Below are 25,992 nucleotides of genomic sequence, written 5' to 3' on the forward strand. Positions count from 1 at the left end.
CTCCTAGCACATGGCATTCATTTGAAACTTAAATATAGCACAGCCGGTGAGGAAATTCCGCCGGAAACGGACGGATTTCATCGGTTTTGGACATTATTTTCGCGGCACCACTTGCGGTACTGCGCCGGGGTCATATGATAGAGCGCTTTAAACGCAGAATCAAACTGGCTGGTGCCCGTGTATCCCACGGCCACCGCGATGTGCAGCACGCTGTCGGACGTGGTGCGCAGCAGGCGCGCCGCCGTTTGCAGGCGGTATTGCTGAAGATACGTGTGGACCGGCGCGCCATATAGCCGCCGGAAGCAGCTTTTGAGAAACGTGGGGGATAGCTGGAACCGGCGGGCCAGTTCCGGGACGGTCATGTGCTGGTCGAAATGCGCCAGCATATAGTCGTGGACGTTCCGGACGGCGTCCGCCTGGTAATGGTCGTAATACCCGTTTGCGCAGGGGGCAACCGCTGCCGGCTGCCGGTTGCACAGAAGGTACAGGAGTTCCCAGAGCTTGAGCAGGAAATAAGCGCCCCGCCGCTCTTTTGGGAGCTGGCACAGGGACGCGAGGACGGACGGCCCCCAGACCGGCTCGCGGACCGCCATACAGCCGTTGTGGCTGCGCAGCAGGCCGGCCACTTGGTCCATGGGGGAGGCATCCCCCGCCCACAGGGTGCGCTCCTGTGCGGGCAGGTCCCGGGAGGCGGCCTTGTCCATCAGGGCAAATATCCCTTGAAAGCAACCGTCTTCGAGGGAGAAACGGCGGAGTTCCGCCGCATCCGAGACCAGAAGCAGTTCCCCCGGCCCTGCGCAGACGGTTTGCCCCTTGCAAAGGGTTGCCCGCAGTTGTCCCGCCCGGCAAAACAGGGCCTCCACATGCGCGGGCTGTACGCTTGCCGATTCGAGCGGCGCACAGCCGGAAAGATCGCACTCCCAGGCCGTAATCCCCTCCAGGGAAAACGGCCCCTGTATCTCACCCGCATGGGCCCCTTCCGCTGCCCACCGCCGGATGTACTCCCCCATCATCTCACATGTCCCTCTTTTCCGGATGTCCCCACAGCATTCGGTGTGAAAATGCATTCTATAAGTTAGCTAAGGCTAACTTATAGCCTTGAAAAAGCCGCTCGCTTGGAGCGGCTCTTTGTGTATCATACCAGAGATGGTTTTGATTTGTCAAGGATTGCCGGTGCGGCGCCTGCGCGTCTTCCTTACGCGCCGAACGTCTCCGCCGCCTCCTTCATATTGGCGCGGATGGCCACGCCAAAGGGGCAGCGCTTCTCACAGGCGCCGCAGGCCACGCACTCCCCCGCCTTATGGGGCAGCGCCGCGTAGTGCTCGCGCACGGTCTCGGGCACCATCCCCTGGGCGCGGGCCAAATTCAAAAACTTGGTGACCGTGGCCACGTCGATCCCCTTGGGGCAGGGCGCGCAGTGCCCGCAGTACATGCAGTGCCCCTCCCATTTCATGCGGGGGAAGGAGGCAAAGGCCGCGGCGTAATCCCGCTCCGCGTCGGTCGCCGTCTCATAGGCGAGCGACATCTTGAGCTCTTCCAGGCTCCGGACGCCCGACATCACGCAGGCCACGGCCGGGCGGGTCAGCGCATAGTGGATGCACTGGTTGACGGTGAGCGCCTTGCCCGCGGGCGAAAGCTCCTCGCTGAGCAGGTCGCCGCCGCCGAAGGCCTTCATCACGGTGATCCCGACCCCCAGCCGCTGGCAGGTTTCATACAGCCGTTCGCGCTGCGGGTCCATGTTGGAGAGCACGCCCGCATAGCTTTCGCCCTCCCAGAGCTTTTCGCAATCCTCATCGCCGGGCAGCAGGTCGTAGCACGGGTTGACGCTGAACATCAGCACGTCGATGCTCCCGCTCTCCACTGCGGCCAGGGCTGCCTCCGGGTTGTGGCTGCTCACGCCCAAGAAGCGGATATGCCCGGCCTCCTTCTGCGCTTTCGCATACTGCATGACGGGGCCGTTGGCAATCTTCTCCCACTCCGAAACGGAATCCACATAGTGGATCATCCCGACATCGATGTAATCCGTACCCAGGTTTTTCAGCATGGTCTCAAAGGAGGCGCGGACCTCCTCCGGGTCCCGTGTGGCGCGGTACTGGCCGTTTTCCCAGATGGTGCACAGGTGCGCCTGCAGCACAAACGCCTCCCGGCGGCCCTGGATTGCGCGTCCCACCCGGCGGTGTACGTCGGGATTGGGCGTATATAAATCCATACAATTCACGCCGCTTTCCAAAGCGGTCCGAAAAATTTCCTCGGCAAAGGCGTCGTCCTTCAGGACAAATCCTTCGCACCCCAGGCCGATTTCGCTGACCTGCAAGCCGGTGCGTCCCAATTTCCGATATTGCATACAGAGTTCTTCCTTCCTGTTGTTTTGCTTTCGGTGTGTCCGACCATAGACAAAAAAGCAGGGATGCTCTTTTGCCGTGCGGATCATCCCTGCGGATTCTGTTTTGCTGTGGGTATCCTTATGAATGTCTTAATCCAAGTTGACCAGCGTATATTCCCTGGAACCGAGGCCCAGCTCCGCGGCCGCCTCCACCGTATGGATGCCGTGGCGGGACTCCATGCGCTCGATCAGCGCCGCCTTACCCTCGTCCGGGGAATGGTACACCGCGTCCACACAGGCCTGGTCCACGGCCACCGGGTCCAGCGAGGCAAAGATGCCGATGTCCGCCATCTCCGGATCGTGGGGATTGGAATCGCAGTCGCAGTCCACGCTCAGGCGGTTGGCCACGTTGATGTAGACGATGTTTTCCCGGCCCATGAAATCCATCACGGATTGGTCCGCATCCGCCATGGACTCCAGGAAGGAATCCTGGTCGGCGGTGAAGCAATCCTCAAAGACCTCGCTCTTGGCGGAGTTGTGGATCTGGATCTTCCCGCGCGCCGAAGCCACGCCGATGGACATGTTTTTCAGCGCGCCGCCCAGGCCCGCCATGGCGTGCCCTTTGAAGTGCGAGAGCATCAAAATGGAATCGTAGTTTTTCAGATGCGTGCCCACATAGTTTTCCTTCAGGTGTTTGCCGCCCGTCACGGGGATCGCCATGTCGCCCTCTTCGTCCATGATGTCACAGGGCGCGATGGCCTTGAACCCGTGTTCCTCGATGGCCTTCCAATGCTCCTCCGAAGAAGAGCGCCGTCCTCCATAGGCGGTATTGCACTCCACAATCGTGCCGTTCAGCGCCTTGACCAGGTCCTGGATCAAAGCGGGCTGCAAAAAATTGTGGCCGCCGGGTTCCCCGGTGGAAATCTTTACGGCCACCTTCCCCCTGAGCTGGACGCCAAGGGCGTTATATGCCTTCATCAGACCTTTCGCGGAAAGATCTTTTGTAAAATAGACCGTTGCCTTCTCCATGCTGGAATCCTCCTTTTGTAGTACGTCTGTATGCCCCGGCTGTCCCGGCAGCATCCTCTATCCTGTATGCTACAACCTGGAGTAAACTCCATGTCAAGGGGGAAAATGCATTTTTCCTTTTATTCTGTGCAAGCGGACGTCAAACGTCCAACTGTTCGATGCGGGTACACAGCTTTTCCAACAGCAGGGATTGGTGGCTCACGATCAACAGACCCAGGTCCCGGCGGCTGGCTACATCCAACAGGAATTCCCAGATCTGCGCCTGCGTGACCAAGTCCAGCATGGCGGTGATCTCGTCGCAGAGCAGGAACCGGGTCTCCGGGCGGAGCGCCCGGGCGATGCAAAACCGCTGGAGCTCCCCGCCGGAGAGCTCCGTGGGATACCGGTCCAGCCAGGCGGGGGCGATGTGCAGCGCTTCCAGCACCTCCTCTTCCACGGGGCCTGCCTCATACAGGGTGTCCCCCAGGCGGAGCAGCGGATCGACGGCCGTCTCCGGGTGCTGCCCGATCAGCTGCACCGGGCAGCACCCGCGGAAACCGGAGAGCGGCCTGCCGTTCAGCAGGACCTGCCCGCCGCACGGCCGCTCGTATCCGGCAAGCAGCTTGCACAGGGTGGTCTTTCCGCGGCCGCTGGGCCCGCGCAGCCCCACCCGCTCGCCGGGGTGCACGGTCAGATTGACCGCCTGCAACACCGGCGGCTGTCCCCGCCGGTAGCGGAACGACAGATTTTTGGCTTCCAGGCTCATGGGGTACCTCCCTCCTCCGGATACAGGCAGCGCACGCGCCCGCCGTCCGCCTCCCGGTATGGAACCGCCGCACGGCACGCCGGGCGGCAATGCGGGCAGCGCGGGGCGAATAGGCACCCGCCTGCAATCTCACCGGGATACGGCTGCGCGCCGGGGATGGGCATAAAGCCGTTCTGCGGCAAGGCGCGCCACAGCGCCCTCGTGTATGGATGCCGCAGGCGGCCCGCGGCAAAATCGGCGGCGTCCGCCTCTTCGACGGTCTCCCCGGCATAGAACACCACCACGCGGTCTGCGATGGTCAGGGCCAGCTCAAGGTCGTGCGTAATCAGGAGCATCCCCGCGCCCGCGTCCGCGATCTCCCGGAAGTGGCCCAGGATGCGGCCCGCGGCACGGGCGTCCAGGCCCGGCGTGGGTTCGTCCGCGATGACCAGCCGGGGCGTCTCCATCACGGCGGTGGAGATCAGCACCCGGCGCGCCATCCCGCCGGAGAGCTCGAACGGGTACAGTTCCTCCGTCTCCGCGCCCAACCCGTACCGCTCCAAGACGGAACGGCTTTTGGCGCGCGCCTCGGGCGAGCGCTTCCCTCTGCGGATCTGCGGCCCCACCTTCATCAGCGGGTCCAGATACGTCACGCCCTGCGGAACCAGCACGATCTCCCGGCCCCGCAGCGCTTCGACACGCTCGGGGGTCAGGAGCTCGCCGTCATAGCGGATCTCCCCCTCCATCGCGGCGTTGTAGGGGAGGATTCCCAAAATGCCGTGGGCCAGCAGGCTTTTGCCCGAACCGCTGGACCCCACCACGGCCACCACCTGCCCGGCCCCGATGGACAGGGACAGGTCGCGGATGACCGGCAACCGGCGTTGGCGGGTCCCCGCGTCATACTGTTGAAAGGCGATGGACAGCCCTTTCACTTCCAAGATCGGTTCCATGGGATTCCTCCTTTATTGATGGGCACTGGCCGGGTCCAGCAGGCGGCGCAGGCGCTCCCCCATCCCTGCGAACAGCAGCACCACCAGCACCAGGGCCAGCCCGGGGAACAGCGCCAGCCACCACTTCCCGGTGGTCAGGTAGCGCATGCTCTCCGAGAGGATCACGCCGATGGCCGGCTGCTCCGGGGAGAGCCCAAACCCCAAAAAAGTCACGCTGGCCTCGTGCAGGATGGCGTGGGGGAATTGAAGGATCAGGCCGGTGAGAAATTGCGGCAGCAGATGGGGCAGGATATGCCGCCGGACGACCCGCCGCCGGGGGACGCCCAGCTTTTCCGCGGCCCGCACATAGGCCGCCTGCCGCAGTTGCAGCACCTCGCCCCGGATGACCCGGCTCAGCGAGGGCCAATGGCTCAGGGCCACGCCCGCGACCACCCCCGTGAATCCCCGGCCGAACGCCAGCGAAATCAACATCACCAGGAGGATGTGGGGAATCCCCATCACCAAATCCATACACCACGAGAGCGCCGCGTCCACCTTGGGGCCCAGCAGGGCCGCGGCGATTCCAATGGCCAGGGCAATCACCGCGCTGACTGCGGCGGTGAGAACCCCAATCCGGATGCTCAGGGACAGGCCGGTCAACGTCCGGGCCAGCATATCCCGGCCCATCCAGTCCGTCCCGAAGGGATATTGCAGGGAGGGCGCCAGGTTTTTCTGCGAGAAGTCGGTCTGCATCGCCCGGCCCTCCAGGAATATCCCCGCAACCGCCACCGCGCATAGGAGCACGGCGGCAGTGCAGAAAAGGAGCAGCGCCTTTTTCCGGCTGTTCCATGCCTTCATGACCGCGCCGCCCCCCTTCGGATCTTCGGGTCCACCACGCCATAGAGCAGGTCGGCAATCAGGTTGCCCGCAAAGACAATGGCGGCGGTCACCACGGTGATGCCGAGCAGCAGGGGCAGGTCGCTGCCCAGCCCGGCGTCCACCGCCACCTGCCCCAGGCCGGGGTAGGAAAAGACCTCCTCCACCAGCACCGAACCGCCGATGATCTCGCTGATGGACGCAAACTGCAATGTGATCGCGGGCAGGGCGACGTTCCGCAGCCCGTGGCGCAGGACAATGGACCGCCGGGACTCCCCCCGCGCCCGCGCAAACAGGACATACTCCGACTCCATCACGTCGATCATCTTCTCCCTTGTGTGCAGGGCGATGTTCGCCACGCCGGTGATGCTCAGGGTCAGCGCGGGCAGGATGGCATGGTACAGCCGGTCCGCCAGGGTGATGCTTCCGGCCTCCACGCCGATGGGCACGGACAACCCGACCGGCAGCCAGCCCAGCCAGACGGAAAACACCATCAGCAGCAGGAGCGCCAGCCAGAACGCGGGGGTGCTGGAAATCAGCAGGCAATAGCCCCGGATGAGGCGGTCCGGCAAGCGGCCACGGAAACATCCGGCCGTCACCCCCAGCGCCAGCCCCAAAACGCCGGACAGCACCCACGCAACGAACAGCAGGCCCAGGGAATTGGCCAGGCGCTGTCCGATGATCTGGAGCACCGGCTGGCGGTAGAGCAGTGAAACCCCGAAATCCCCGTGGAGCGCGTCGGACAGCCAGCCCAGATACCGCTCCGCCAGCGGGGTGTTCATCCCCCAGTAGTCCTGAAGCTTTTCAATCTGCTCCGGGCTCATGGACCCCAGGGCCGTCTGGCCCACGTTCGTCTGGAGGGGGTCCAGGGGCGAAAGGGACATGAGGAGAAAGGCCGCCAGGCTCACCCCCAGCAGCAAGAGCGCCATGCGCAGCAGCTTTTTCCCCGCAAATTGCAGGCGGTGTTTCACAGCTGTCCCTCCCTTTCAAAATCGAATCTGGCGTTGCCCCACATCCTCACGCCCAGCTCCATTGGTCCACATTGTTGACAATGGACCACCCGTGCCCGTGGGGATGGATTTTCTGTTCCGCGACCTGCAACCCGTCCCGCACCCAATAGAGATGGTCCACGTTCACCAGCCAGACCCAGGGGACGTCGCCCTCCTGCGTCACGCCGGTGGCCCCATCCCACTGGGCTTTCTGCCAGAGCGCATAGGACGCCTCCAAATCGGTGCTTTGCAGCGCCTGGTCCATATAGGCGTCCACCGCGGGGTTGGAATACGGGGAATACTGCGCGGAACCGGTGTCCCCGATGGTGTGATAGAGATTGTACAGCTCCATGGGCGTGTGGGCCCCCCAGCCCCAGATCAGGGGCTCGGAGAGGGCGCGGTCGTACGCGGTATCCCACCCGACGCCCTCGATGGAGGCGGAAATCCCCAGTTCGCCGAGCTGGTTGGCAAAATCGGCGGCCAGGGCCTGCCGCACCGAATCGTCGCTGGAATAGAGCAGGGTCAATTCCGCTTGGACGCCGTCCTTCTCCCGGACGCCGTCCGCGCCCATCCGCCAGCCCGCCTCGTCCAGCAGGGCGGCGGCCCCCTCCGGGTCATACGCCACCTCGGACGCCGGGTTGTACCACGGCAGCTGGTCGCAGATGCTGTAGGCGGGCGTGCCGTAGCCGTTCAGCACGTTGTCAATCATCTCCTGCCGGTCGATCCCGATGTTGATCGCCCGGCGCACCCGCACGTCGGCGGTAAAGTCGTTGCCCACCGCGCGCCCGTTGGCGTCCGTCCCGGCGGGAACGGCGGGCAGGTTAAATCCCCGGTTGTCCACCGTGCGGTAGGAGGCCAGTGTATAGCCGTCCACCGCCTGGTCGGAATACGTGGCGGAGGTATAGGCCACATCCACCTGTCCGGCCTGCGCAGCCAAGAACGCCGCGTCCTCCTCCATAAACAGGATCGTGACCCGCTTCATCTTGGGCGCTTCGCCGTAGTAGTCCGGGTTGGCCTCCAAAATGACCTGCTGGCCACGGTCCCACTGCTTTAAGAGATAGCGGCCCGACCCGATGGGGTTCGCGCCATAGGTGGCGCTGTCATAAGCGTGCTCGGGCACGATCCCCACGATGGCCATGGTGTACGGCCAGATGGAGAAGGGCGTGGTCATGTGAAACAGAACCGTCGTATCGTCCACCGCCTCGGCATAGTCCAGCATCGTAAAGTCGTTGACCGAGCTGGCCTCCTTGACGGTGTTATAGGTAAAGGCCACGTCTTCGGCGGTGAGCGGTTCGCCGTCGGTGAAGGAGACATCATCGCGGATGGTCACCGTCCAGGTCAGGCCGTCCTCGCTGACCGAGTAGCCCGTCGCCAGGTCATAGCCGATGTTCAGGCCGGCGTCGGTGACCGTCAGGGTGCTTTGGATCAACGGCTCATGGACATGCTCCCCCGCGCCCCAGCCGTAGGCGGGGTCAAACCCGGCCTCCGGCTCGGAATTGGTGTCCAGGGCGATGACCACGGAATCCTCCGCCGCCTGTCCGCCGGACGGGGCGTCCGGCTGCTGCCCGCTCTGGCAGCCGCAGAGCACCGCCAGCACCAGGAGCAGGGACAGAACGATCTTGCATGCACGCTTCATCGCGTTTCCTCCCCCTCTGCGGGCAGGTTGCGGACCGCGTCGGTCTGCACCTGCTGGAAGGGGACGCCGTGCTCCCGCGCCAGCCTTGCCACGTCGTCGTACTCGGGCTTGCAGTGGGTGACGCCAAAGCCCCGCGCCCATTTGACACGGACCGGCCCCCATTGGGTCGCGGCCTCGCCCGCCCCGGGGGTCAGGAAATACTTCCCACACCGCCGCACGCGCAGGCCGTTTGTGGTCGTCTGGGCCAGGACCTGCCGGGCCATCTCCCCCTCCTGCTCCCGGCGGCACAGCACGGTGAGCACATGACCGGGGCGGCCCTTTTTCATGGTGCCGGGCACCGTATAGACGTCCAGCGCCCCCAGGTCCAGCAGGCGGGCGCTGGCAAAGGCGAGCGCCTCCGGGGTCATATCGTCGATGTTACACACTAGCTCCACGATCTCGCCGTTTGTTTCGTCCACTGTCTCCCCCAGGAAGGCCCGGACGCAGTTGGCCTGTTCAAACGTCTTTGTGCCGATCCCCACGCCGGCCGCCTCCACGGACATCACCGGCATGGGGCCGAAGGAAGCGGCAAAGTGGGTCAGCAAGGCCGCCCCGGTGGGTGTGCAGAGCTCCCCCTGCACCGCGCCGCCATAGATGGGCACGCCCGTCAGGAGGTTCGCCGTTGCGGGGGCAGGCACCGGCATCACGCCGTGGGCGCAGCGCACCGTGCCGCTCCCCACATGGATGGGGGAGACCACAACCCGTTCCGGCTGAAGCAGATGCAGGGCGTAGCACACGCCCGTGACGTCGGCCACCGCGTCCAAAGCCCCCACCTCGTGGTAGTGGACGTCGCCCACCGGGCAGCCGTGGGCCTTGGCCTCCGCCACCGCAATCGCATCGTATACCGACCGCGCGTGCTGCTTGACCGCATCGGGCGGCGTCAGTCCGTCGATGATCTCCGCGATATGCCCCGGCGTGGCATGGTGGTGCGCATGGGCGTGGGCATGTTCGTGCGGATGGGCATGGTCATGCCCGTGCGCGTGGCCGTGGCCGTGCCCGGCGGCGGGTTCATGTTCCTCCTCGCCGTGCACCGTGACGCGCATATGGGTCCCGGCGATCCCGCAGGTGGTCCCGGGCACGGCTTCCAGGTGTACGCCGGGCAAACCCAGGCCGTTCATCGTGTCTAAAAATGCGGATTTATCCTCCAACAGTTCATAGAGCGCCGCCAGCAGCATATCGCCCGCCGCTCCCATGTTGCATTCGATGTATAGCGTTCTCATTTCCTCAATCCTCCAAACCTTCCATCTGATTGATCCGGCTCGCCAGATACCCGGCCCCGAAGCCGTTGTCGATGTTCACCACGCTGCACCCGGAGGCGCAGGAGTTGAGCATGGACAGCAGTGCGGATAGGCCGCCGAAGCTGGCCCCATAGCCCACGCTGGTGGGGACGGCGATCACGGGGCAGTCCACCAGCCCGCCGACGACCGAGGCCAGCGCGCCCTCCATCCCGGCCACGGCGATCACACAGCGGGCGCGCATCAACACGTCCAAATTGGACAGCAGCCGGTGCAGCCCGGCGACGCCCACATCATAAAGGCGGGTGACCTGGTTCCCCATGGCTTCCGCGGTGAGGGCGGCCTCCTCCGCCACCGGCATGTCGCTCGTCCCGCCGGTGGCCACCACGATGTTGCCGCGCTGCTTCCGTTCGGCGGGGAAGGCCACGGCCAGCTTTGCAAGGGGATGGTACTCCAGGGGGACCGACTCCGCCACCCGGTCCGCGGCCTCCTGGGAGACCCGCGTGATGAGGATGTTGCGGCAGCCCCGCTCCCCCATCGCGGAGACAATCCCCGCGATCTGTTCCGGGGTCTTGCCCGCCCCATAGATCACCTCTGCGGCCCCCTGCCGGACGCTCCGGTGGAAATCCACCTTTGCATAGCCCAAATCTTCAAAGGGCGACTCCTTCAATTCCAACAGCGCGTCCTCCGGCGCCGTCGTCCCGTCCGCCACGCTGCGGAGCAGACGGAGAATCTCCTGCTTATTGTCCATCGGGTTCCCTCCTCATCGGGACGCCTGCCGCGGCGTTTGATCCAGCAGGACGTCCGTAAAATCCGGTTTGAGTTGCTCCAAAATTTCCTCCCATTTTGCCCGGGCCAGCGCCATCTGCGCCGCCGTCACCTGGATGCGCGCGCCGTCCTCCCGCAGGCGCACCCGGAAATCGGCAAACCCCAGGCGGGAAAGGGCGTCCTCCGCGCGCTCCACCCGCGCCAGGTCCCCCGCTGTGATGCGGGTGCCGGTAGGGATGCGGGTAGCCAGGCAAGCATAGGCGGGCTTTTCCCAGGTAAACAGCCCGGCCTCCCTGGACAGGCGCCGCACTTCGTCCTTGGTCAGGCCGCACTCCCGCAGGGGGGAGCGGACCTCCAATTCACGCAGCGCCCGCATACCGGGCCGGTCCCCCTCGTCGTCCGAGGCGTTGGTGCCGTCCAGCAAGAGCGTGTGCCCATCGCGGCGGGCGCGCTGCCAGAGCGCGGAAAACAGCTGCCGCTTGCAGTGGTAGCAGCGGTCCGGCCCGTTGGCCGCCGCGCCGGTCACGGCCAAGATGTCCGTCTCGATGACCGTCATGGGGATGTCCAGCTCTCCGGCGAGCCGCCGGGCGTCCGCCAGCTCAAAGGCCGGCTGGAAGGCGGTCTTCATATAGTACGCATGCACATCGCACCCATAGGTTTTGGCTGCCCACAGCAGGAACGCCGAGTCCGTCCCGCCGGAAAAGGCGACGGCCGCCCGCGGATGCGCATGAAAAAATTGTTCCAGCGTCATAAAAGCTCCTTTCGATAAAAAAAGAAGGCACCCGCTTTCTCCTGAAAGCAGATACCTTCCTGGTATCGATGTTGTTGCATGGTGCAATGCCCCTTCCCAAAAAAGAAGCGGCAAATGGTTGCGCTGGCCCAAAATCCGGCTTCGGCCGGTTTCCCCGGCTTCTTGCCGGGCGGTTTCGCAGGAACCAGCTTGTCTAGTTTACCATCTGGAGTGGACTCCATGTCAAGAGGGAAATGGCCCCGGACAAAAATTTTTCTGGGCGGCGGAAAAACACGGGGCCGTTTCCCCTAAGCGGCTATCCAAGCCATAGAGCGCGCATATGCAAAGCGCGCCTGAAAAAAGTCCCCCCCACGTGCCGCCTGCCAAAAATTCCTGGCAAAAAGTTTACATCCTGTTCATAAGATTCTAAAGGGATTCCGGTAAAATAACTAATATAGTTAGTTATTTTACCGGGGTGAGCAGAATGGATTACAAGTCTCTCGCAAACGAGTGGATTGCATTACAAGGGCAACTGTTGCAGGTCCCTGCCTGCCGGGAGCTGTCCAGCTTGTCCAAAGGGGAATGGTTTGTCCTGAACTATCTGATGGGGCACGCCGGGCTGGTGCATCCCAAGGACCTGAGCAAGGGCCTGGTGGTCAGCACTGCACGCATCGCCGCCCTTTTGAACCACATGGAGGAGCAGGGATTGGTCACGCGGAACGCAGACCCGGAGGACAATCGGAAAATCCTGGTCTATTTGACGGACGCGGGCGTGCAGATGATCCAGAAAAAGCGCGCCGAAGTGGTGGATTCGGTCGCCAAAACGCTGGAGCTGCTCGGGCCGGAGGACGCCGAAGCCTATCTGCGGATTAAAACAAAGATCCTGCGCAACTATATGGAATCCCACTGAGGGCTTGCGCTGCATCCGGGGATTTTCTTTCCTGCTCCCCCGGGAAACAATCGAATGCGTCAATCATCGAACAAAGGAGGTCTGCTTACGCAAAATGAATGAGAAACTGAAAGAAAAAATCAAGGAGTCCCTGGCGAGCGTGCTGCCGATCACCGCCATCGTGTTGCTCTTGAGCATTACGATCGTGCCCATGGAGGTCGGAACCCTCATGCTGTTTCTCACAGGAGCAGTCCTCCTGATCGTCGGCATGGGTTTTTTTCAGCTGGGCGCGGAAATCGCAATGACGCCGCTCGGCCAAGGCGTCGGCGGCAGGCTGGTAAAGAGCAAGAGCATCCTGTGGATCGCCGCCGTGTGCTTTGCGATGGGCGCGATCATCACCATCTCTGAGCCCGATTTGCAGGTGCTGGCCAACCAGGTGGCCTCGATCCCCAACCAGGTGCTGATCTGGACCGTGGCGACCGGCGTGGGCGTCTTCACCACCATCGCGGTCCTCCGCATCCTGTTCAAAATCAGCCTTGCAAAAATGCTCACGGTCCTGTATGTGCTGCTGTTCCTATTGTCCTTCTTCGCCCCCTCGGAATTTATCGCGGTGGCATTCGACGCCGGGGGCGTCACGACCGGGCCGATGACCGTCCCCTTCATCATGGCGCTCGGCGTCGGCTTATCCGCCGCCCGCAGCGACAAGGACGGCGCCAACGACAGCTTCGGCTTTATCGCCCTGTGCAGCATCGGCCCCATCCTCATGGTCCTGCTGCTGGGCATCTTCTACCACCCGACGGACGCGGTCTATGAGGCGGTGAAGATCACGCCGGTGCATACCACCCACGACGTGGCCATGCAATTTCTCTTGGCTATCCCCCAGTATGCCAAAGAGGTCCTCATCAGCATCCTGCCGGTGGCGGGTGTCTTTATCCTGTTTCAGCTTTTCACCCGCCATTACCACAAACGGCAGGTGTTCCGTATGAGCGTGGGAATTCTGTACACTTACCTGGGCCTGGTCCTGTTTTTGACCGGCGTGAACGTCGGCTTCGCGCCCGTGGGCAGCCTGCTGGGCAGCGGCCTTGGCGAGGGGAACCTCAAGTGGCTTTTGATCCCCATCGGCATCCTGATCGGGTATTATATTGTTAAAGCGGAACCCGCCGTCCAGGTGCTCAACGAGCAGGTGGAGGACCTCACCGGCGGGACCGTCTCCCGCGGGATGATGAACGCCGCCCTTTCCATCGGCGTGGCCTGCGCGGTTGCGTTGGCCATGGTCCGCGTCCTGACGGGCATCAGCATCTATTGGGTCCTCATTCCCGGGTATACTCTGGCGCTGGTCCTCTGCCGGTTTGTCCCGCCGGTCTTCATCGGCATCGCCTTCGACTCCGGCGGCGTGGCCAGCGGGCCCATGACGTCCACCTTCCTGCTGCCCCTGGCGATGGGGGCTTGCACCGCCATCGGCGGCAACGTCGTATCGGATGCCTTTGGGATTGTCGCTTTGGTGGCCCTGGCCCCGTTGATCGCCATTCAAATTATGGGGCTTGTCTATGCCCACAAATCCAAAACCGTCCCGCAGCCTTCCGCACAGCTGTCGGATGATATCGTCATTGAACTGGAGGAGGAATAAGTATGCCGGAACAGGAGAAACTTCGGATTCTTTTTCGGATGCTCATTACAATCACGCGGGAAGAAGAGGAAAAACGATTGGAAGAGGTCTTGCAAAGCATGCATATCCCGATCTTTTTCCAGGCCCGCGGGCAGGGGACCGCCCCATCGGAGATTCTGGATCTCTTTGGGCTGGGGGGCACGACGCGGATCATCACCACAGCGTTTGTCCCCAAATTCCTGGTCCAACCGCTTTTGGCGTCTTTGCACCAGCACGGCTCCTTTGCACATAAGGGCGGCGGCATCGCCATCACGGTTCCAGTCAGCGGGATTCAAACCCATGTGTTACAGATGTTGAACGACGAGGCGCGCAGCGCGGTGGAAGCCATACAAAAAGGAGACGAAGCAGAAATGAAAGAGAAGTCGGAATTTTCTTTGATTTGGGTATCTGTGGAGAGCGGGTGCAGCGACGATGTGATCGACGCAGCCAGGAGCGCCGGGGCGCGGGGCGGCACGGTTGTGAAGGGCCGCCGGCGGAACTCGGAGCGCGCCAGCCAGCACTTCGGAATCCCCATCCAGGAGGAACAGGACTTTGTGATGATTGTCGTCCCGCGGGGCAAAAAAGGCGAAATCATGTCTGCGATCAGCCAAGCCTGCGGCCTCAGGACCGAGGCGCACGGCGTGGTCCTCTCCCTGCCGGTGGACGATGTGATGGGGTTGGAGGAAGGATAACCCTCCCACGGCACGGCGGTCTTCGCGCCTGGGTGCAGCCTCTTCTCCCGCACGGGAAACCGGGCGTCTTTCCTAGCGGGCCCTTTGATGCGCTTTTTGCGAGAGGATTTCAAAGCACGCGGAGCAAGCCGCCCCTTTGGGCTCTGCCTCTGGCAGAGCGCTCCCGCACGGCCCATAGTTCCTTTTGTATGTACACAGGAAAACGGCCCCTTGTTGTAGAAGCAACTACAACAAGGGGCCGTTTTGATTGCCTGTTTTTCCAGGGTTACCGCGCTTTATCCCCCAGCGCGGGCCCCCGCAAGCGGCCTTGTAAAAAGGCCGCCGGGGCAGGTTCTGCTGCAAAAAATCCGTGCCAATTAATTGGCCTGCTGTTTAATCAGGAACAGATCGTGCGCATCCATGACGCCGTCGCCGTTCATATCGGCGGAGAGCATTTCCACCTGCTCCAAGCCGCGGTTGCCCACGATGGACTGGCGGACCAGCTCCACATCGGAACCGTTGACCGCGCCGTCCGGGTTGATGTCGCCCAGAAGCGCCACGCTCATGCGGTCCTCTTCCGTGCCGTTCACACGCAGGATCACGATGTAGCCGGAGACAAGCGTCGAACCCTCGTCGATGGAACCGCCGGTCGCCTCCATGAATTCCAGCGTGCCGCCCTGCACAGGTTTGAGCATCGCGGCGACATCCTCAGTCGTCGCCCCTGCCGGGACGTTGTAGAGGATCTTCGTATCGCCGTCGGTGGTGATCTTCGCATCCGACCCCTCTGCGACCTCAAACTGCGGCTTCGACGGTTCTGCGCCTGTCACGAGCAGCTTTGCATCCGCCCAGACGGTGTTGCAGCGGCCGTTGCTGCTGCTGGTCAGTTCTGCGATCAAGGTCAGCTTCGTCACACCCGTCACATCGACGTCCACATATTCCGCGTTGGTATTTCTGCCCTTCATCTCGCTGGAAGCAAAGATTTCGTTCCCATCTGCCAACACGCGGAAAATCACGCCCTTGACGTCCTGTCCACGGTCCTTGTCCTCGATGCCAACCCACGCTTGGAAGCGGGTTGCGTTGAGGCCCGTCAGGTCATAGACGACCTCGGAGGCCGCATGCGCGGCAAGGCCCTTTTCAAACGAGGTCTTCACGCCGTCCGGATAGACGGTGATCTCGCCGCCCTGCAGGTTGGCGTCCTTTGTGAACTCGCCATATCCCACCTCGGCGGATTTCTCCTGGACGTCGGAGAGGAAGAGCTCTTCGCTCTCCGCCCGCACCTTGATCTTCGCATCCGCCCAGACGGTCTGGCAGTTGCCGTTGGAGCTGGTGGTCAAATCGGCAATCAGGGTCAGCGTCGTGGCGCCGCTGATGTCGACGTCCACATATTCCGCGTTGCTGCCGCTGCCCTTCATTTCGTTGGACACGAACTTCTCATCGCCGTCGACCAGCACGCGGAATTTCACGCCGCGCACATTGTTGTTGCGGTTGATGCCGTCGATGCCGACCCATGCCTGGAAGCGCTCTGCGTCGAGGCCGGTGAGGTCATAGACGACTTCGGAGGCCGCATGTGCGGTGATGCCCTTGTCATACGTGACCTTGCTGCCATCCTGATAGACGCTGATCTTGTCGCCGCTCAGGTTGGCGTCCTTGGTAAAAGTACCGTAGCCGACCGTCTCGGAGGTCTCCTCCAGGTCGGACAGGTAGACATACTCATTGAAGATAAAGTCCACGGTATAGACGCGCTGGAAGCCGCTCGCACTGGTGGCCGTCACAACCGCCTGGCCCGGGACTGCCTCCGCCTGCTGCACCGTGATGGTCACGTCGTCGCTGGCTGCGGTGGCGGTGACCTGTGGGATACCCGCGGACGGGCTCTTGCGGGAGGTATAGGTGAGGATGTCGCTGTTGAAGCCTTCAATGGACTCGCCGTCGATCTGGATGTCCGTCACCAGCGTGGTGTCGTCCGGCAGCGCGATCTTGCTATCCGCCATGAGCTGTTCCGTGGTCGCGTTGTGGATGGGCTTCATGCGGAACAGGTAGGTGTAGGCCTGGTCGGCCGGCAGCGTGTACTGCTCCAGCGTCTCCGGGCCGCAGCTTGCGCTGCCCAGGCCCATCTGATGCTGGTCGATCGTGACGACCGTATTCTCGGTCCCCTCTACGTTATAGAGATACCGCGCCTGCTCCAGGTCTTCCTGGGTATAATGCAGGGCGCTGACTTCCACAACCTCCTGCGCATCGAAGAGCAGGCCGTCGCCGGAATCGTTGGTGATGGCCAGCCAGCGGGTATCCGCCTTGTTGCCCATCTCCTGCGGCTTGAGGAAGCTGGTGAACTGTTCGCCCACCGTGCTGTTGTATACGCCGACGTCATAGCCCCACTTGCGATCCCAATAGCTGTCGGCCTCGCCGCGGCCATACCACTGCATGTTCTCATAGCCGGCGGGCATCTGCAAGCGCATGCCGACGCGCAGCAGGTTGTTCATGGAGCTGTTCGGCATCAGGGTGCTGCGCACCACCACATTGCCGTCGGAATAGACGGTGAAGGTGGAGGCATACTGCGAATCCGCTGCCGAAGGCATGGTCATATTCACTGTGACAATGACCTTTTTCTCCTCCTGGAAGACGTTAAAGCCCGTGACTTCCGCGTCTTTGACCGCGTCCTGCCACTTTGCGTCGTGGGAGGTCTTGACGTCGTTGTCGGTGACCGCACGCCAGAAGTTCGGCTCCAGCGGCTCTGCCAGCAGCTCTTCGCCGTTGGACGTATAGGAGGTGAGCTTGCCGCTCGCCTTGTCAAAGGTCACGCTGAAGGTATCGTTTGCAATGGTGAGCGCCGTATCGCTCTCCTGGATCTGCCCTTCGGTGAACGCAGGCATGCTGCTCTCGTCGATCTCCGGCAGATTGTCCTCGGCCACGTCGAATGCAAACTGCTCGGTTGCGACCTCATGGCCGGCGTCCGCCCACCAGCAGTCCTCCTTGGTGGTAAAGCAAATGTTCAGGAAGCATTCCTCGCCGGGCTGCACATCCGCCGGTGCGGTGTAGCCTTCCAGCGCGACGTCCACCGTCTCCTGCGGCGGCACGTCTGCGGTTTGGGTGTTCTTCGCAACGACTTCGCCGTCGCGGACCAGCTCCCAGGTCATATCGTACTCGTTCGCATTCGTATCGATGTATTCGTTGGTGATGGTGATCACACCCGCTTCCAGATCCTTTGCCACCATCTGGAAGGACTGGTAGACCTTCTTGACCTCATACATCGCCGGATGGATGGAACGGTCCGGGGCCACCAGACCATTGCCGCAGAAATTGTTCTTTCCGGTGTAGACGTCCCAAGCGCCGTCATACGCCCAGAAGGTCTCGCCGGGCTCCGCGCCGGGGATCTGGGTGTTGATCGACTGGTCCGCCCAGTCCCAGATCCAGCCGCCCTGGAGGTTCGGGTACTGCCGGATGATGTCCCAATAGTCCTTCAGTCCGCCCGTGCTGTTGCCCATGGAGTGGTCGTATTCGCACATGACGAATGGGAGCGTGCTGCGCTGGCCGTTCTGCTCAACGCTCTGGCTTCCGGTATAGGACGGGTACATCTGCGACTTCATGTCAACATACGGGCTGTCGTTCCAGCCCTGGTAGTGGATCAGGCGGGTTGGGTCGTTCTCGTCAAAGTACTGGAGCATCCCCTCCAGGGACTTGCCGGTGCCAACCTCGTTGCCGGGGGACCACATCAGCACGCAGGGATAGTTCTTATCGCGCTCCAACATGCTGACCGCGCGCTCCTTACAGGCGACCACATAGCCGGGGATGTCGCCGGGTACGCCGGGGTTCAGCCTGCGGCCGTTGTGGGATTCGTTGTTCGCCTCGTCCATGACATAGATGCCGTACTTGTCGCACAGCTCATAGAAATACGGGTCGTCCGGATAGTGCGCGGTGCGCACCGAATTCAGATTGTACTGCTTGAGCAGTTTGATGTCCGTCTCCATCTCCTCGTGGGAGAGGTGGCGGCCCGTCTCCGGCGACATCTCGCCGCGGTTTACGCCCTTAAAGTAGACCGGCTCGCCGTTCAAAACCATCTGCGCATTGGTGGTGCCGCGGTTGATTACATCAAACTCGCGGAAACCGACGTTGACCGCCGTGCTTTCCACCGGCTCGCCGCCGCGCTTGAGGGAGATGGTCATGCGGTACAGGTTCGGATGCTCGGCGTTCCACTTGAGCGGGTTTTCAAAATGGCCGGTCAGGTTCACAACCGCCTTGTTTTCCGCAAAGGCGGGCGCTTCCGCCGTCATCGGCTCGCCCACGGGGTTGCCCTCCGCGTCGTAGAGCTGCGCCTCCACGGTGATGCCCGCGGTGTCCGCATCGTCAAAGCTGCGCAGTTCCACCTCGGTGTTCAGGTCTGCGTCCACATATTCGCTGTCCAAATCGGTCACGACGGTGAAGTCGCGGATCTCGATGTCGTCCTTGGAGAACAGGTACACATCGCGGTAGATACCGGACAGTCGCAGGCCGTCCTGGTTCTCAATCCAGCTGCCGTCGCTCCAGCGGAAGACCTCGACGGTCACAACGTTCTTCGCGCCCTCGGTAAAATCGAGCGCATCGGTGATGTTGAACTCCTGCCGGGCGGTCATATCCTCGCCGTAGCCGATCTTCTGGCCGTTGACATAGAGGTACATCGCGTCTTCAACGCCCTCAAAGGTGATGAAGACCTGGCGGCCCTGCCATGCAGAAACGTCCGGCAGAACCTTCCGGTAGGTGCCGACCGGGTTGAAGTTGGTCGGCGCTGCGCCGGTGGGGATATTCGCGTCCTGCGAATTGTATTTCCAGGGATAATCCTGGTTGGCATAGATGGGCTCGTCGTATTTGAAGCTGCCATCCTCGTTCTTGACCGTCTGCCAGCTCAGCGGGACCGTGATGTCGTCCCAGCCGCTGTCGTCATAGCCGGCGTCTGCAAACGCGCCGTCCTTCTGGCTGATGCGGTCGGCGGGCTTCTCCGCCCAGCTGAACTTCCAATCGTCGCCGTTGAGCAGCTTGTAATAAGCCGACTGCGCCGGGTCGTTCTCCTGCGCCTTTTCCTCCGACTCATACGGATACGCCGTCGCGCGGGCAGGTTCCCGGTTTACCTGGACAACCTCGGGCTGCCCGTTCCATTCGCTGCTGTCGTCGGACAGCACAGCGAACGCTGAGATGCCCGCAGCGGACAGGGCGATCACGCCCGCCAGGATGCCGGCAACCAGTTTCTTCACTTTCATAAGGCTTCTCCTTTCCTTTCACTCCACCGTTCCGGAACCGCCCCGCCCCTTTCGCGGGACGGGCGTCCCCGGGAAAGCAAATCCGCAATCCCCGCGCAGGAGATTCCGTTCCATCTCCCGCGCAAGGGCCTTCCCCTCCGACGGGATTGCAGGATTCTGCATTTAGCCGATGGTCACAACGCAATGGCGGACCGGGTTCTGGCCGGGCAGGGTCGTATAAACGCCCGTGCTCTCGCCCGGCTTGCCGGTTGCATAGACGCGGAAGTAGTAGTCATTTCCGGATCTCGCCACAAACTGCGTCTTGAGCACACTGCCATTGCCCACGGTGAAGCTCGGCATCACATTGCTGCCGTTGAGCACCGTCATCTTGAAGCAGTACGCGCTGCCTCTGGTCAGGGTGAACGGGAGCGTCGTATCGCTGCGGACCGAAGTCTGTTCTACAACGGACTGCGCCGCATTGACCACCGGGTTCACCGTTGCCGTTCCAGCCGCGCCATAGGCGTTGCCGCTGTTGGAGCTGCTGGAGGAGGAACCCTGCGAGCTGCTGTTCTGGGTCTTTTTCTTGAGGTTCTTTTCCGCCTGCAGCGCGGTGTCCTGCGCTGCCGCCAGCTCTTCCGGCGTTGCGTCGGACTTCGCCAGCACCGCGGCCAGGTTGTTCTTCGCCGCGGTAAACGCCGCTGCGCTGGATGCGGTATAGCTGCTCAGGTCCTTGGATTCCATGCGGCTGAGAAGCGCTTCCAGCTCTTCGCGGTCCGGCGCTTTGCGCAGGTCCGCCATCGCCCGGTTGAGCGCCTCGGCCGCTGCGTCAACTTCGGCCTGGGTTGCGTCGTTGCCGATCGCCTTGGCTGCTTCCAGGGCATCCAGGAATTCCTGCTTGCCCTCTTCCAGGTAGCTGTCCAGGCCGGCGCGGATGGCCTCCGCCTCTGCGATGACCATGTCCAGCGTCGTGCGATCCGCCGTGCCGGCCAGGTCCATCATCGCGTCGTAGAGCGCATCGTATGCGCTGTCGATGTCGTTCTGGACGGCGTTTTCATCTTCTACGGTCTCCTGTGCCGCTGCGAGCGCATCCTGGAATGCCTCCCAGCTCGCCGCTGTATAGTCGGCCTCGTCCAGCGTCTCCGCAATGGCAACCAGCTCTTCGAGCTTTGTCTTGTCGCCCACGGTGAAGTCCAGATAATGCAGGGCGTCCAGCAGGTTGCTCCACGCCTCGTTGATCTCGTCCTGGGTGGCCGCCGGGTCGTCGTTGACCTCAACCGCCGCGTCGAACGCCTTCTGGAACTTCTCCTGCACGGCCGGGACCAGGTTGTCCACGTCGCCCGCGTCGATGCGCGCCTGCGCGTAGTCGATCACCGCCTGCAGGGTGGTCTTGCTCACTGTCTCAAACGCAAAGCTAAGCGTCGGGTTCAGGGTGTCCATCGTCCCGGTATACGTATAGGAATCCTCGCCGATGAGCTCCGGCTCGCCGCCGTTCACCGTCACCGCGCGGAAGGTTCTGCCGTCCACCGCCGGCGTGAAGTCAAACGTGAGCGCTTCGCCGTTTGCAACGTCCGCCTGCTTGTAGGTGCCGAGGAGGTTGGCGATGGTCTGCTCTTCCCCGTCGATCCACAGCTTTGCATCCTTGCCGTTAAAGGTCACGGTCAGGTCCGCCGTCTCCGGCGCGGTCTGCCCAACCTGCACGGCCGCATTCTGCAGCGCGCTGCCGACGTCGTTGCCGTCCACCGTCAGGGCGATCACATTGCCCATTTCGATGGTGTAATCGCCTTCCGCCATCGCTTCGTCCACCGCAAACGTGGCGATAAACAGGCCGCTCGCGTCCGTGGGCAGGCCGTCAAAGGTATTGCTATCGTAAAGGATCGTCACTTTCTGTTCGTCGTTGTGGATGCCGACCGTCAGGTTCCCGTCGATGCCGTCGTTCGGGACGACCGACTCGCAGGTCAGGCCCTCCGGATAGGTGAGGTCCATCTGGACGATATAGAGGGGATCCATCAGCTCGCCGAGGCCGCTGAAGGAATGGGTTACGGTAAAGGTGCTGCCCGGGGCCACGGTTTCCGGCGCCGTCAGGGCCATGGAAACGGTCTGCTCCGGGATCTCCTGGACGTCCACGACGATGGAAGCCTTCACGCCGTCGCTGTTCTTGACGCCCGGGATCATCGTCAGGGTGCCGGTGATGGTCTGCTCCTCCGCGGTATCCGCGCGGTAGCTGTCCTCATCCCAGACCACCGGGAGCTTGGTCGAGAGGTCGCCCTCCAGGGTGGCGCTGATTTCGTCCGGCAGATCCAGGTCTTCAAACGCCGTACCCACATACGCTTCCACGCTGTCCAGCGTTTCCACGCCTGTGACCAGCCTTGCGGAGGCCTCGCGGCCGGTGGAGTTGATCCAGAACCCTTCGGTGCTGCCCGCCGGGAGCGAAATGCGCACATAGCGCGCCAAGCCGGAGATATCGTCGTTCGTCAGGGTCAACGCTTCGCTGCCGTCCATATGGTCGGCGACGGTGGTCCAGGTCTCCCCATCCACGGAGAGGTCGATGGTATAGCGGTGGGATTGCTCGCTGTTCCAGGTAAGCTGCACATTGCTCATATCGTACAGGCCGCCTGCGTCATAGTACCACCACGGGGATGCATCGTCCGGCGCCGGGACCCAATACTTGGCCGGGTCGCCGTCGTTGCCATAGGACGGGTCGCTGTCTGCCGCGCTGGAGCTCGCATAGGACGGGGCGCCGTAATCCGGGCGCGTCTCTTCCGCCGCCTCGGAGCCGTAGGCGCAGAATTCTGCGATTTCCGTCCAATCCCTTGTGCCGTCGCCCGCATACAGATTGTATACGCGCAGGTAACGGGCAAGCGTATCCACCTGGAGGGAAGCGGTCTTATCCGGGCCGCTGTAGGTTGCCACATCGGTCCAGCTGTTGCCGTCCATGGAGCTTTGCAGGGTGAAGTTGTGCATCAGGGAACCGTCGCCCCAGACAAAGTCCACGTCCACCTGGTTGATCTGGTAATCGCCGCCGAGGTCCACCTGCCAGTTGGCCGCGCCCATCGCCGCGTTGGTCCAATAGGTGCTCGGGTCGCCGTCCACCGCGTCCGAAGCCGGATGGCCGGAACCCTCCCGGCTGGCGGTCGCGTCCTTGCCGAGCGCCACGTTGGTGTTGAGGCTCTCGCCCACGCCCTTGACCTCCAAAACGCAGGGCCAGATGTTGGAAGCCGGGCAGTTGACATACACGCGCACATACCGGCATTCCCGGCCGATATTCTCCGTCACGCGCTGGACACTCTCCGCATTGCTGCTGCGGTCCACGACCACATCGGCCTGCGTCATGTCCGGGCTGTCGGAGACAGCGATCTGATACTTATAATTGGTATTCATCTCAAAGAGGATTTCCACGCTCTCAAGGTTGTAGGTGTCGCCCATGTCGACCTGCCACCAGTGCGGGCCAACCGAGCTGTCGCTTGTGTCGGTCACTCTGGCGCACCATTTGGTCGTTTCGTCGCCGTCGTTAGCGCGCTCCGCAGCCTCGACGCCCAGCTGACTGCTGGTGTTTTCGCTGCTGGCGCTCGCGGGCTTATTGAGGAACAGGTTGTCGGTGGCCGGCTGCTCCGGAGCCACATAATCCGCCTCGTCTGCATCGCCGCCCTCCGGGACTTCCGGCAGGCCCTCGACCGTCTCGGTCGGGATGGTGAGGGTTGCGGTGGTGAGCCCATTGGAGGTCGCCGTCAGGGTGATGTCGCCCGAACCGCGCTTGCTGCGCACCCAAACGCCCATCTGTCCGCCCAATGCGGTGATGGTCTTGGTCGCCTGGCCCTCGTCGGCCTCGGTCTTGTCGCCGACCACGATGCCGGGGCCGTCCACGGAGAAGGTGATAGCATTGTCCGCCGTGTTGACCACGGTGCCGTTTGCATCCCGCACGTCGACCCAGACCAGCTTGGCGGTGCTGCCGTCCAGCTTGAGCGGCTCGTCGTTTTCCGCCTCAAGGGTGAGCTGCGCGGCTTCTTCCGGCGCGCGGCGGACATATTCCGCCACCTGCTGGCCGTCGATATAGCCGACCGCCGTGATGGTGCCCTCGCCCGGCGTGTAGGCGCTCAGGTCAAAGGTGAACGGCGGGTGCTTGAGGTTTTCAGTGCTGATGTATTTGCCCGCGCCTTCGGCCGGGTAGTTATTCGGGCTGCCGTCGCCGTGCGGCCCCCACATCTGCGTGTCGGGGGTCTGCCTGCCGATCGACTCGCCGTTGACAAAGAGTTCTACTTCGTCGCAGTTGCTGAATACGCGGACCTGGTCCGGAGAATCGGAGGCCCAGGTGTTGGCCACAAAGACCATCGGGCCGGTGTCAATCCCATACTCGCTCAGGTCGATGTCCGCGTCGCGCTGGCTCTGCACAAAGTATGCGCTGAACTTCGGGATGCGGTAGATATCCACAACGCCGCAGTAGGTGAGGTCCGTGGTATCAAAGCCTGCATAGTCAGCGTACTGCCAATAGGCATAGGCGCCGCCCCACTCCTGGCTGCGGTTCAGGGCCATGGATTCCTGGAGGTTGTCGCACTGGATCAGCATGCCCTCGTCGCCGCCATTAAACTTCGTGTGCGCCGGCTCGCGGGTCACACGGGTGGTGGAGGTGTAGCCGCCATAGTTCCAGTCGCCGTACTCGCTGACGATTACCGGCTTGTCGCTGTAGGTGGCAGCGTCCCCGATGACGTTTGCCTGCGGGGTGCCGACGCCCATGTCGAACACATTCCAGTATCTCCAGCCGCCGGTATAGATGCGGGAATCGCCGTCCTCCGGATATTCCTCATGGGAAATGCGGTGGACTTCCTCTGCCCACGCCTGGTTGTAGCCGCTCTCGTTGAGGCTCGGCTCCCATGCGATGATGGAGCAGTAGTTGCGGTTCATGTGGAACATGTCGCGCACTTCCTGATAGGTCGCATTCTTAAAGCTATCGGTGTTGACAAACTGCTGCCAACCGGAGAGGCAGTCGATCACCGCCACGCCGTATTTGTCGCACGCGGCGTAGAATGCCGGCGCGTGCGGGTAGTGGGACATGCGGATGAAATCGAAGCCCCACTCCTTCAAGCGGCGGACCTCCTCAAAGATCGCGTCGTTGGACTGCGCGTTGCCGAGCATGCCCGTCTCCGAGTGGAGGTTTACACCGTTGAGTTCCACAAATTCGTCGTTGATGTAGCAGCCATCGCGCTTCCATTCCACCTTGCGGATACCATAGGTGGTCTCCAGGGAATCGCGGACCGTATCGCCGGTCAGGACCGTGGTGCGCACGGTGTAGAGTTCCGGCGTATTGACGGACCACAGGCGCGGGTTCTCCACCACCAGCTCCTGGGTAAACGCATAGCGCTCGCCCGCTTCAATCGAGGCGGTGTCCTCCTTTGTGGCGACCACCGAACCGTCCTCATCCACAATCTCCGTGCGGACGGTGGTGTCTTCCGCCTGCGCCCCTTCGTTCTTCACGTCGGTCTGCGCCTTGACCGTGGCGCTCTCCTTGGTGACGGAGGGGGCTGTCAGGAAGAGCCCGCCGCCTGCGGCCTCGTTCTCATAGACCGCGTCGCTCACATGCAGCGTGTCCATCGCCGTGAGGTATACATTCCGGTACAGGCCCCCGAAATACTGGAAGTCCGGGTTGGTCTTGCCGGGGTTGAAGGCCGTGTTCGGGCGCGTATCGATGCGCACCGCGATCACGTTTTCCTCGCCATAGGACACGAAATCGGTCAGGTCGATTACAAACGCGGTGTAGCCGCCCTGATGGGAGCCAACTTTCTCCCCATTGAGCCAAACTTCCGCGGCCTGCATCGCCGCCTCAAAGGTGATGTAGAGCTTTTTGCCCTGCATTTCCTCCGGTACGGTAAAGTGCTTGCGGTACCAGAAGACCCCGAGGTCCTTCTGATAATAGTTGTCCGGGGTATAGTGGATCGTGCTGTGCGGCAGGTTCACATAGAGCCATTCGCTGTCCTCAAAATCCACCGCTTCCGCACCGGTGATGTCACCCTTATAGTACAGCCAATCGTTGTTGAAATTGATGGTTTCCCTGCCGGGTTCCGCTGCGGAGCTCGGCAATGCCGCGGCATTGCCATCGTCCGGCCCGGCCGCCCATGCCGCAACGCCCGGCCCGGCAAACACAGAGCCGAGGACCATCAGCGTTGCCAGGAGGCAGGCCGTCCACTTTTGCCATGCTGTTTTCATACTTCTTCTCCTTCCATTGTATAATGCCGTAGACTCCTTTTCTTCTATTCTGCAACCTCCTCCTTTCTTTCCTGCAAGTCTTTCAGATATAAGACCTTAGGCCCAAAGCA

At 62.4% G+C, this 25,992-nt stretch carries 16 protein-coding genes; 3 read left to right on the forward strand and 13 right to left on the reverse strand.

Annotated features, from left to right (window positions below):
* Positions 1 to 77: 77 nt before the first annotated feature.
* The 11 genes from I2G69_RS08850 to larE all read right to left on the reverse strand — a co-directional run bounded on the left by I2G69_RS08850 (position 78) and on the right by larE (position 11,299).
* Positions 78 to 1,013, reverse strand: a complete 936-nt coding sequence (locus tag I2G69_RS08850; protein ID WP_195451035.1) for a helix-turn-helix transcriptional regulator — start codon at positions 1,011 to 1,013, stop codon at positions 78 to 80.
* 182 nt (positions 1,014 to 1,195) lie between these two features.
* Positions 1,196 to 2,344 (reverse strand): aldo/keto reductase, encoded by a 1,149-nt coding sequence (locus I2G69_RS08855; protein ID WP_195560655.1) that lies wholly within the window; start codon positions 2,342 to 2,344, stop codon positions 1,196 to 1,198.
* 129 nt (positions 2,345 to 2,473) lie between these two features.
* A complete protein-coding gene (locus tag I2G69_RS08860; RefSeq protein ID WP_195560656.1) occupies positions 2,474 to 3,352 on the reverse strand; it encodes a DUF362 domain-containing protein in 879 nt (292 codons plus the stop codon).
* A gap of 139 nt (positions 3,353 to 3,491) precedes the next feature.
* On the reverse strand, positions 3,492 to 4,097 hold the full coding sequence (locus I2G69_RS08865; protein WP_191448681.1) for an ABC transporter ATP-binding protein: 606 nt from the start codon (positions 4,095 to 4,097) through the stop codon (positions 3,492 to 3,494).
* A complete protein-coding gene (locus I2G69_RS08870) occupies positions 4,094 to 5,026 on the reverse strand; it encodes an ABC transporter ATP-binding protein (RefSeq protein ID WP_195560657.1) in 933 nt (310 codons plus the stop codon). The genes I2G69_RS08865 and I2G69_RS08870 overlap by 4 nt, the downstream gene beginning before the upstream one ends.
* Before the next feature lie 12 nt (positions 5,027 to 5,038).
* Positions 5,039 to 5,863 (reverse strand): ABC transporter permease, encoded by an 825-nt coding sequence (locus tag I2G69_RS08875; protein ID WP_191448683.1) that lies wholly within the window; start codon positions 5,861 to 5,863, stop codon positions 5,039 to 5,041.
* Complete coding sequence (locus I2G69_RS08880) at positions 5,860 to 6,852, reverse strand: ABC transporter permease (protein ID WP_442858891.1); 993 nt, start codon at positions 6,850 to 6,852, stop codon at positions 5,860 to 5,862. The genes I2G69_RS08875 and I2G69_RS08880 overlap by 4 nt, the downstream gene beginning before the upstream one ends.
* Positions 6,853 to 6,898: 46 nt before the next feature.
* Positions 6,899 to 8,506: an ABC transporter substrate-binding protein gene (locus tag I2G69_RS08885; protein WP_195560658.1), complete on the reverse strand. Its 1,608-nt coding sequence runs from the start codon at positions 8,504 to 8,506 to the stop codon at positions 6,899 to 6,901.
* Positions 8,503 to 9,765: a nickel pincer cofactor biosynthesis protein LarC gene (gene larC, locus I2G69_RS08890; RefSeq protein ID WP_195560659.1), complete on the reverse strand. Its 1,263-nt coding sequence runs from the start codon at positions 9,763 to 9,765 to the stop codon at positions 8,503 to 8,505. Before larC ends, I2G69_RS08885 begins: the two co-directional genes overlap by 4 nt.
* Positions 9,766 to 9,769: 4 nt before the next feature.
* On the reverse strand, positions 9,770 to 10,531 hold the full coding sequence (gene larB, locus I2G69_RS08895) for a nickel pincer cofactor biosynthesis protein LarB (protein ID WP_087234480.1): 762 nt from the start codon (positions 10,529 to 10,531) through the stop codon (positions 9,770 to 9,772).
* A gap of 12 nt (positions 10,532 to 10,543) precedes the next feature.
* Entirely contained in the window at positions 10,544 to 11,299 is a 756-nt protein-coding gene (gene larE, locus I2G69_RS08900; protein WP_195560660.1) for an ATP-dependent sacrificial sulfur transferase LarE, read from the reverse strand.
* Positions 11,300 to 11,762: 463 nt separating this feature from the next.
* Between larE and I2G69_RS08905 the strand changes: the two genes are divergently transcribed.
* From I2G69_RS08905 to I2G69_RS08915, 3 genes are all read left to right on the forward strand, one after another.
* The gene (locus I2G69_RS08905; protein ID WP_195560661.1) at positions 11,763 to 12,188 is read left to right on the forward strand and encodes a MarR family winged helix-turn-helix transcriptional regulator; all 426 of its coding nucleotides are present in this window, start codon (positions 11,763 to 11,765) and stop codon (positions 12,186 to 12,188) included.
* Positions 12,189 to 12,282: 94 nt separating this feature from the next.
* Positions 12,283 to 13,794, forward strand: a complete 1,512-nt coding sequence (locus I2G69_RS08910; protein WP_195560662.1) for a DUF1538 domain-containing protein — start codon at positions 12,283 to 12,285, stop codon at positions 13,792 to 13,794.
* A gap of 2 nt (positions 13,795 to 13,796) precedes the next feature.
* On the forward strand, positions 13,797 to 14,504 hold the full coding sequence (locus tag I2G69_RS08915; RefSeq protein ID WP_191448689.1) for a transcriptional regulator: 708 nt from the start codon (positions 13,797 to 13,799) through the stop codon (positions 14,502 to 14,504).
* Between the two features lie 356 nt (positions 14,505 to 14,860).
* Here I2G69_RS08915 and I2G69_RS08920 read toward each other — a convergent pair whose 3' ends face one another.
* Together I2G69_RS08920 and I2G69_RS08925 are read right to left on the reverse strand one after the other, a co-directional pair.
* Positions 14,861 to 19,708 carry a glycoside hydrolase family 2 TIM barrel-domain containing protein gene (locus tag I2G69_RS08920; RefSeq protein WP_195560663.1) on the reverse strand — a complete coding sequence of 1,616 codons (4,848 nt, stop codon included), beginning with the start codon at positions 19,706 to 19,708 and terminating at the stop codon, positions 14,861 to 14,863.
* A gap of 162 nt (positions 19,709 to 19,870) precedes the next feature.
* The gene (locus tag I2G69_RS08925; protein WP_195560664.1) at positions 19,871 to 25,882 is read right to left on the reverse strand and encodes a discoidin domain-containing protein; all 6,012 of its coding nucleotides are present in this window, start codon (positions 25,880 to 25,882) and stop codon (positions 19,871 to 19,873) included.
* Positions 25,883 to 25,992 lie beyond the last annotated feature (110 nt).

The organism is Anaeromassilibacillus sp. D41t1_190614_C2, from assembly GCF_015558525.1.
GTDB lineage: Bacteria > Bacillota > Clostridia > Oscillospirales > Acutalibacteraceae > Anaeromassilibacillus > Anaeromassilibacillus stercoravium.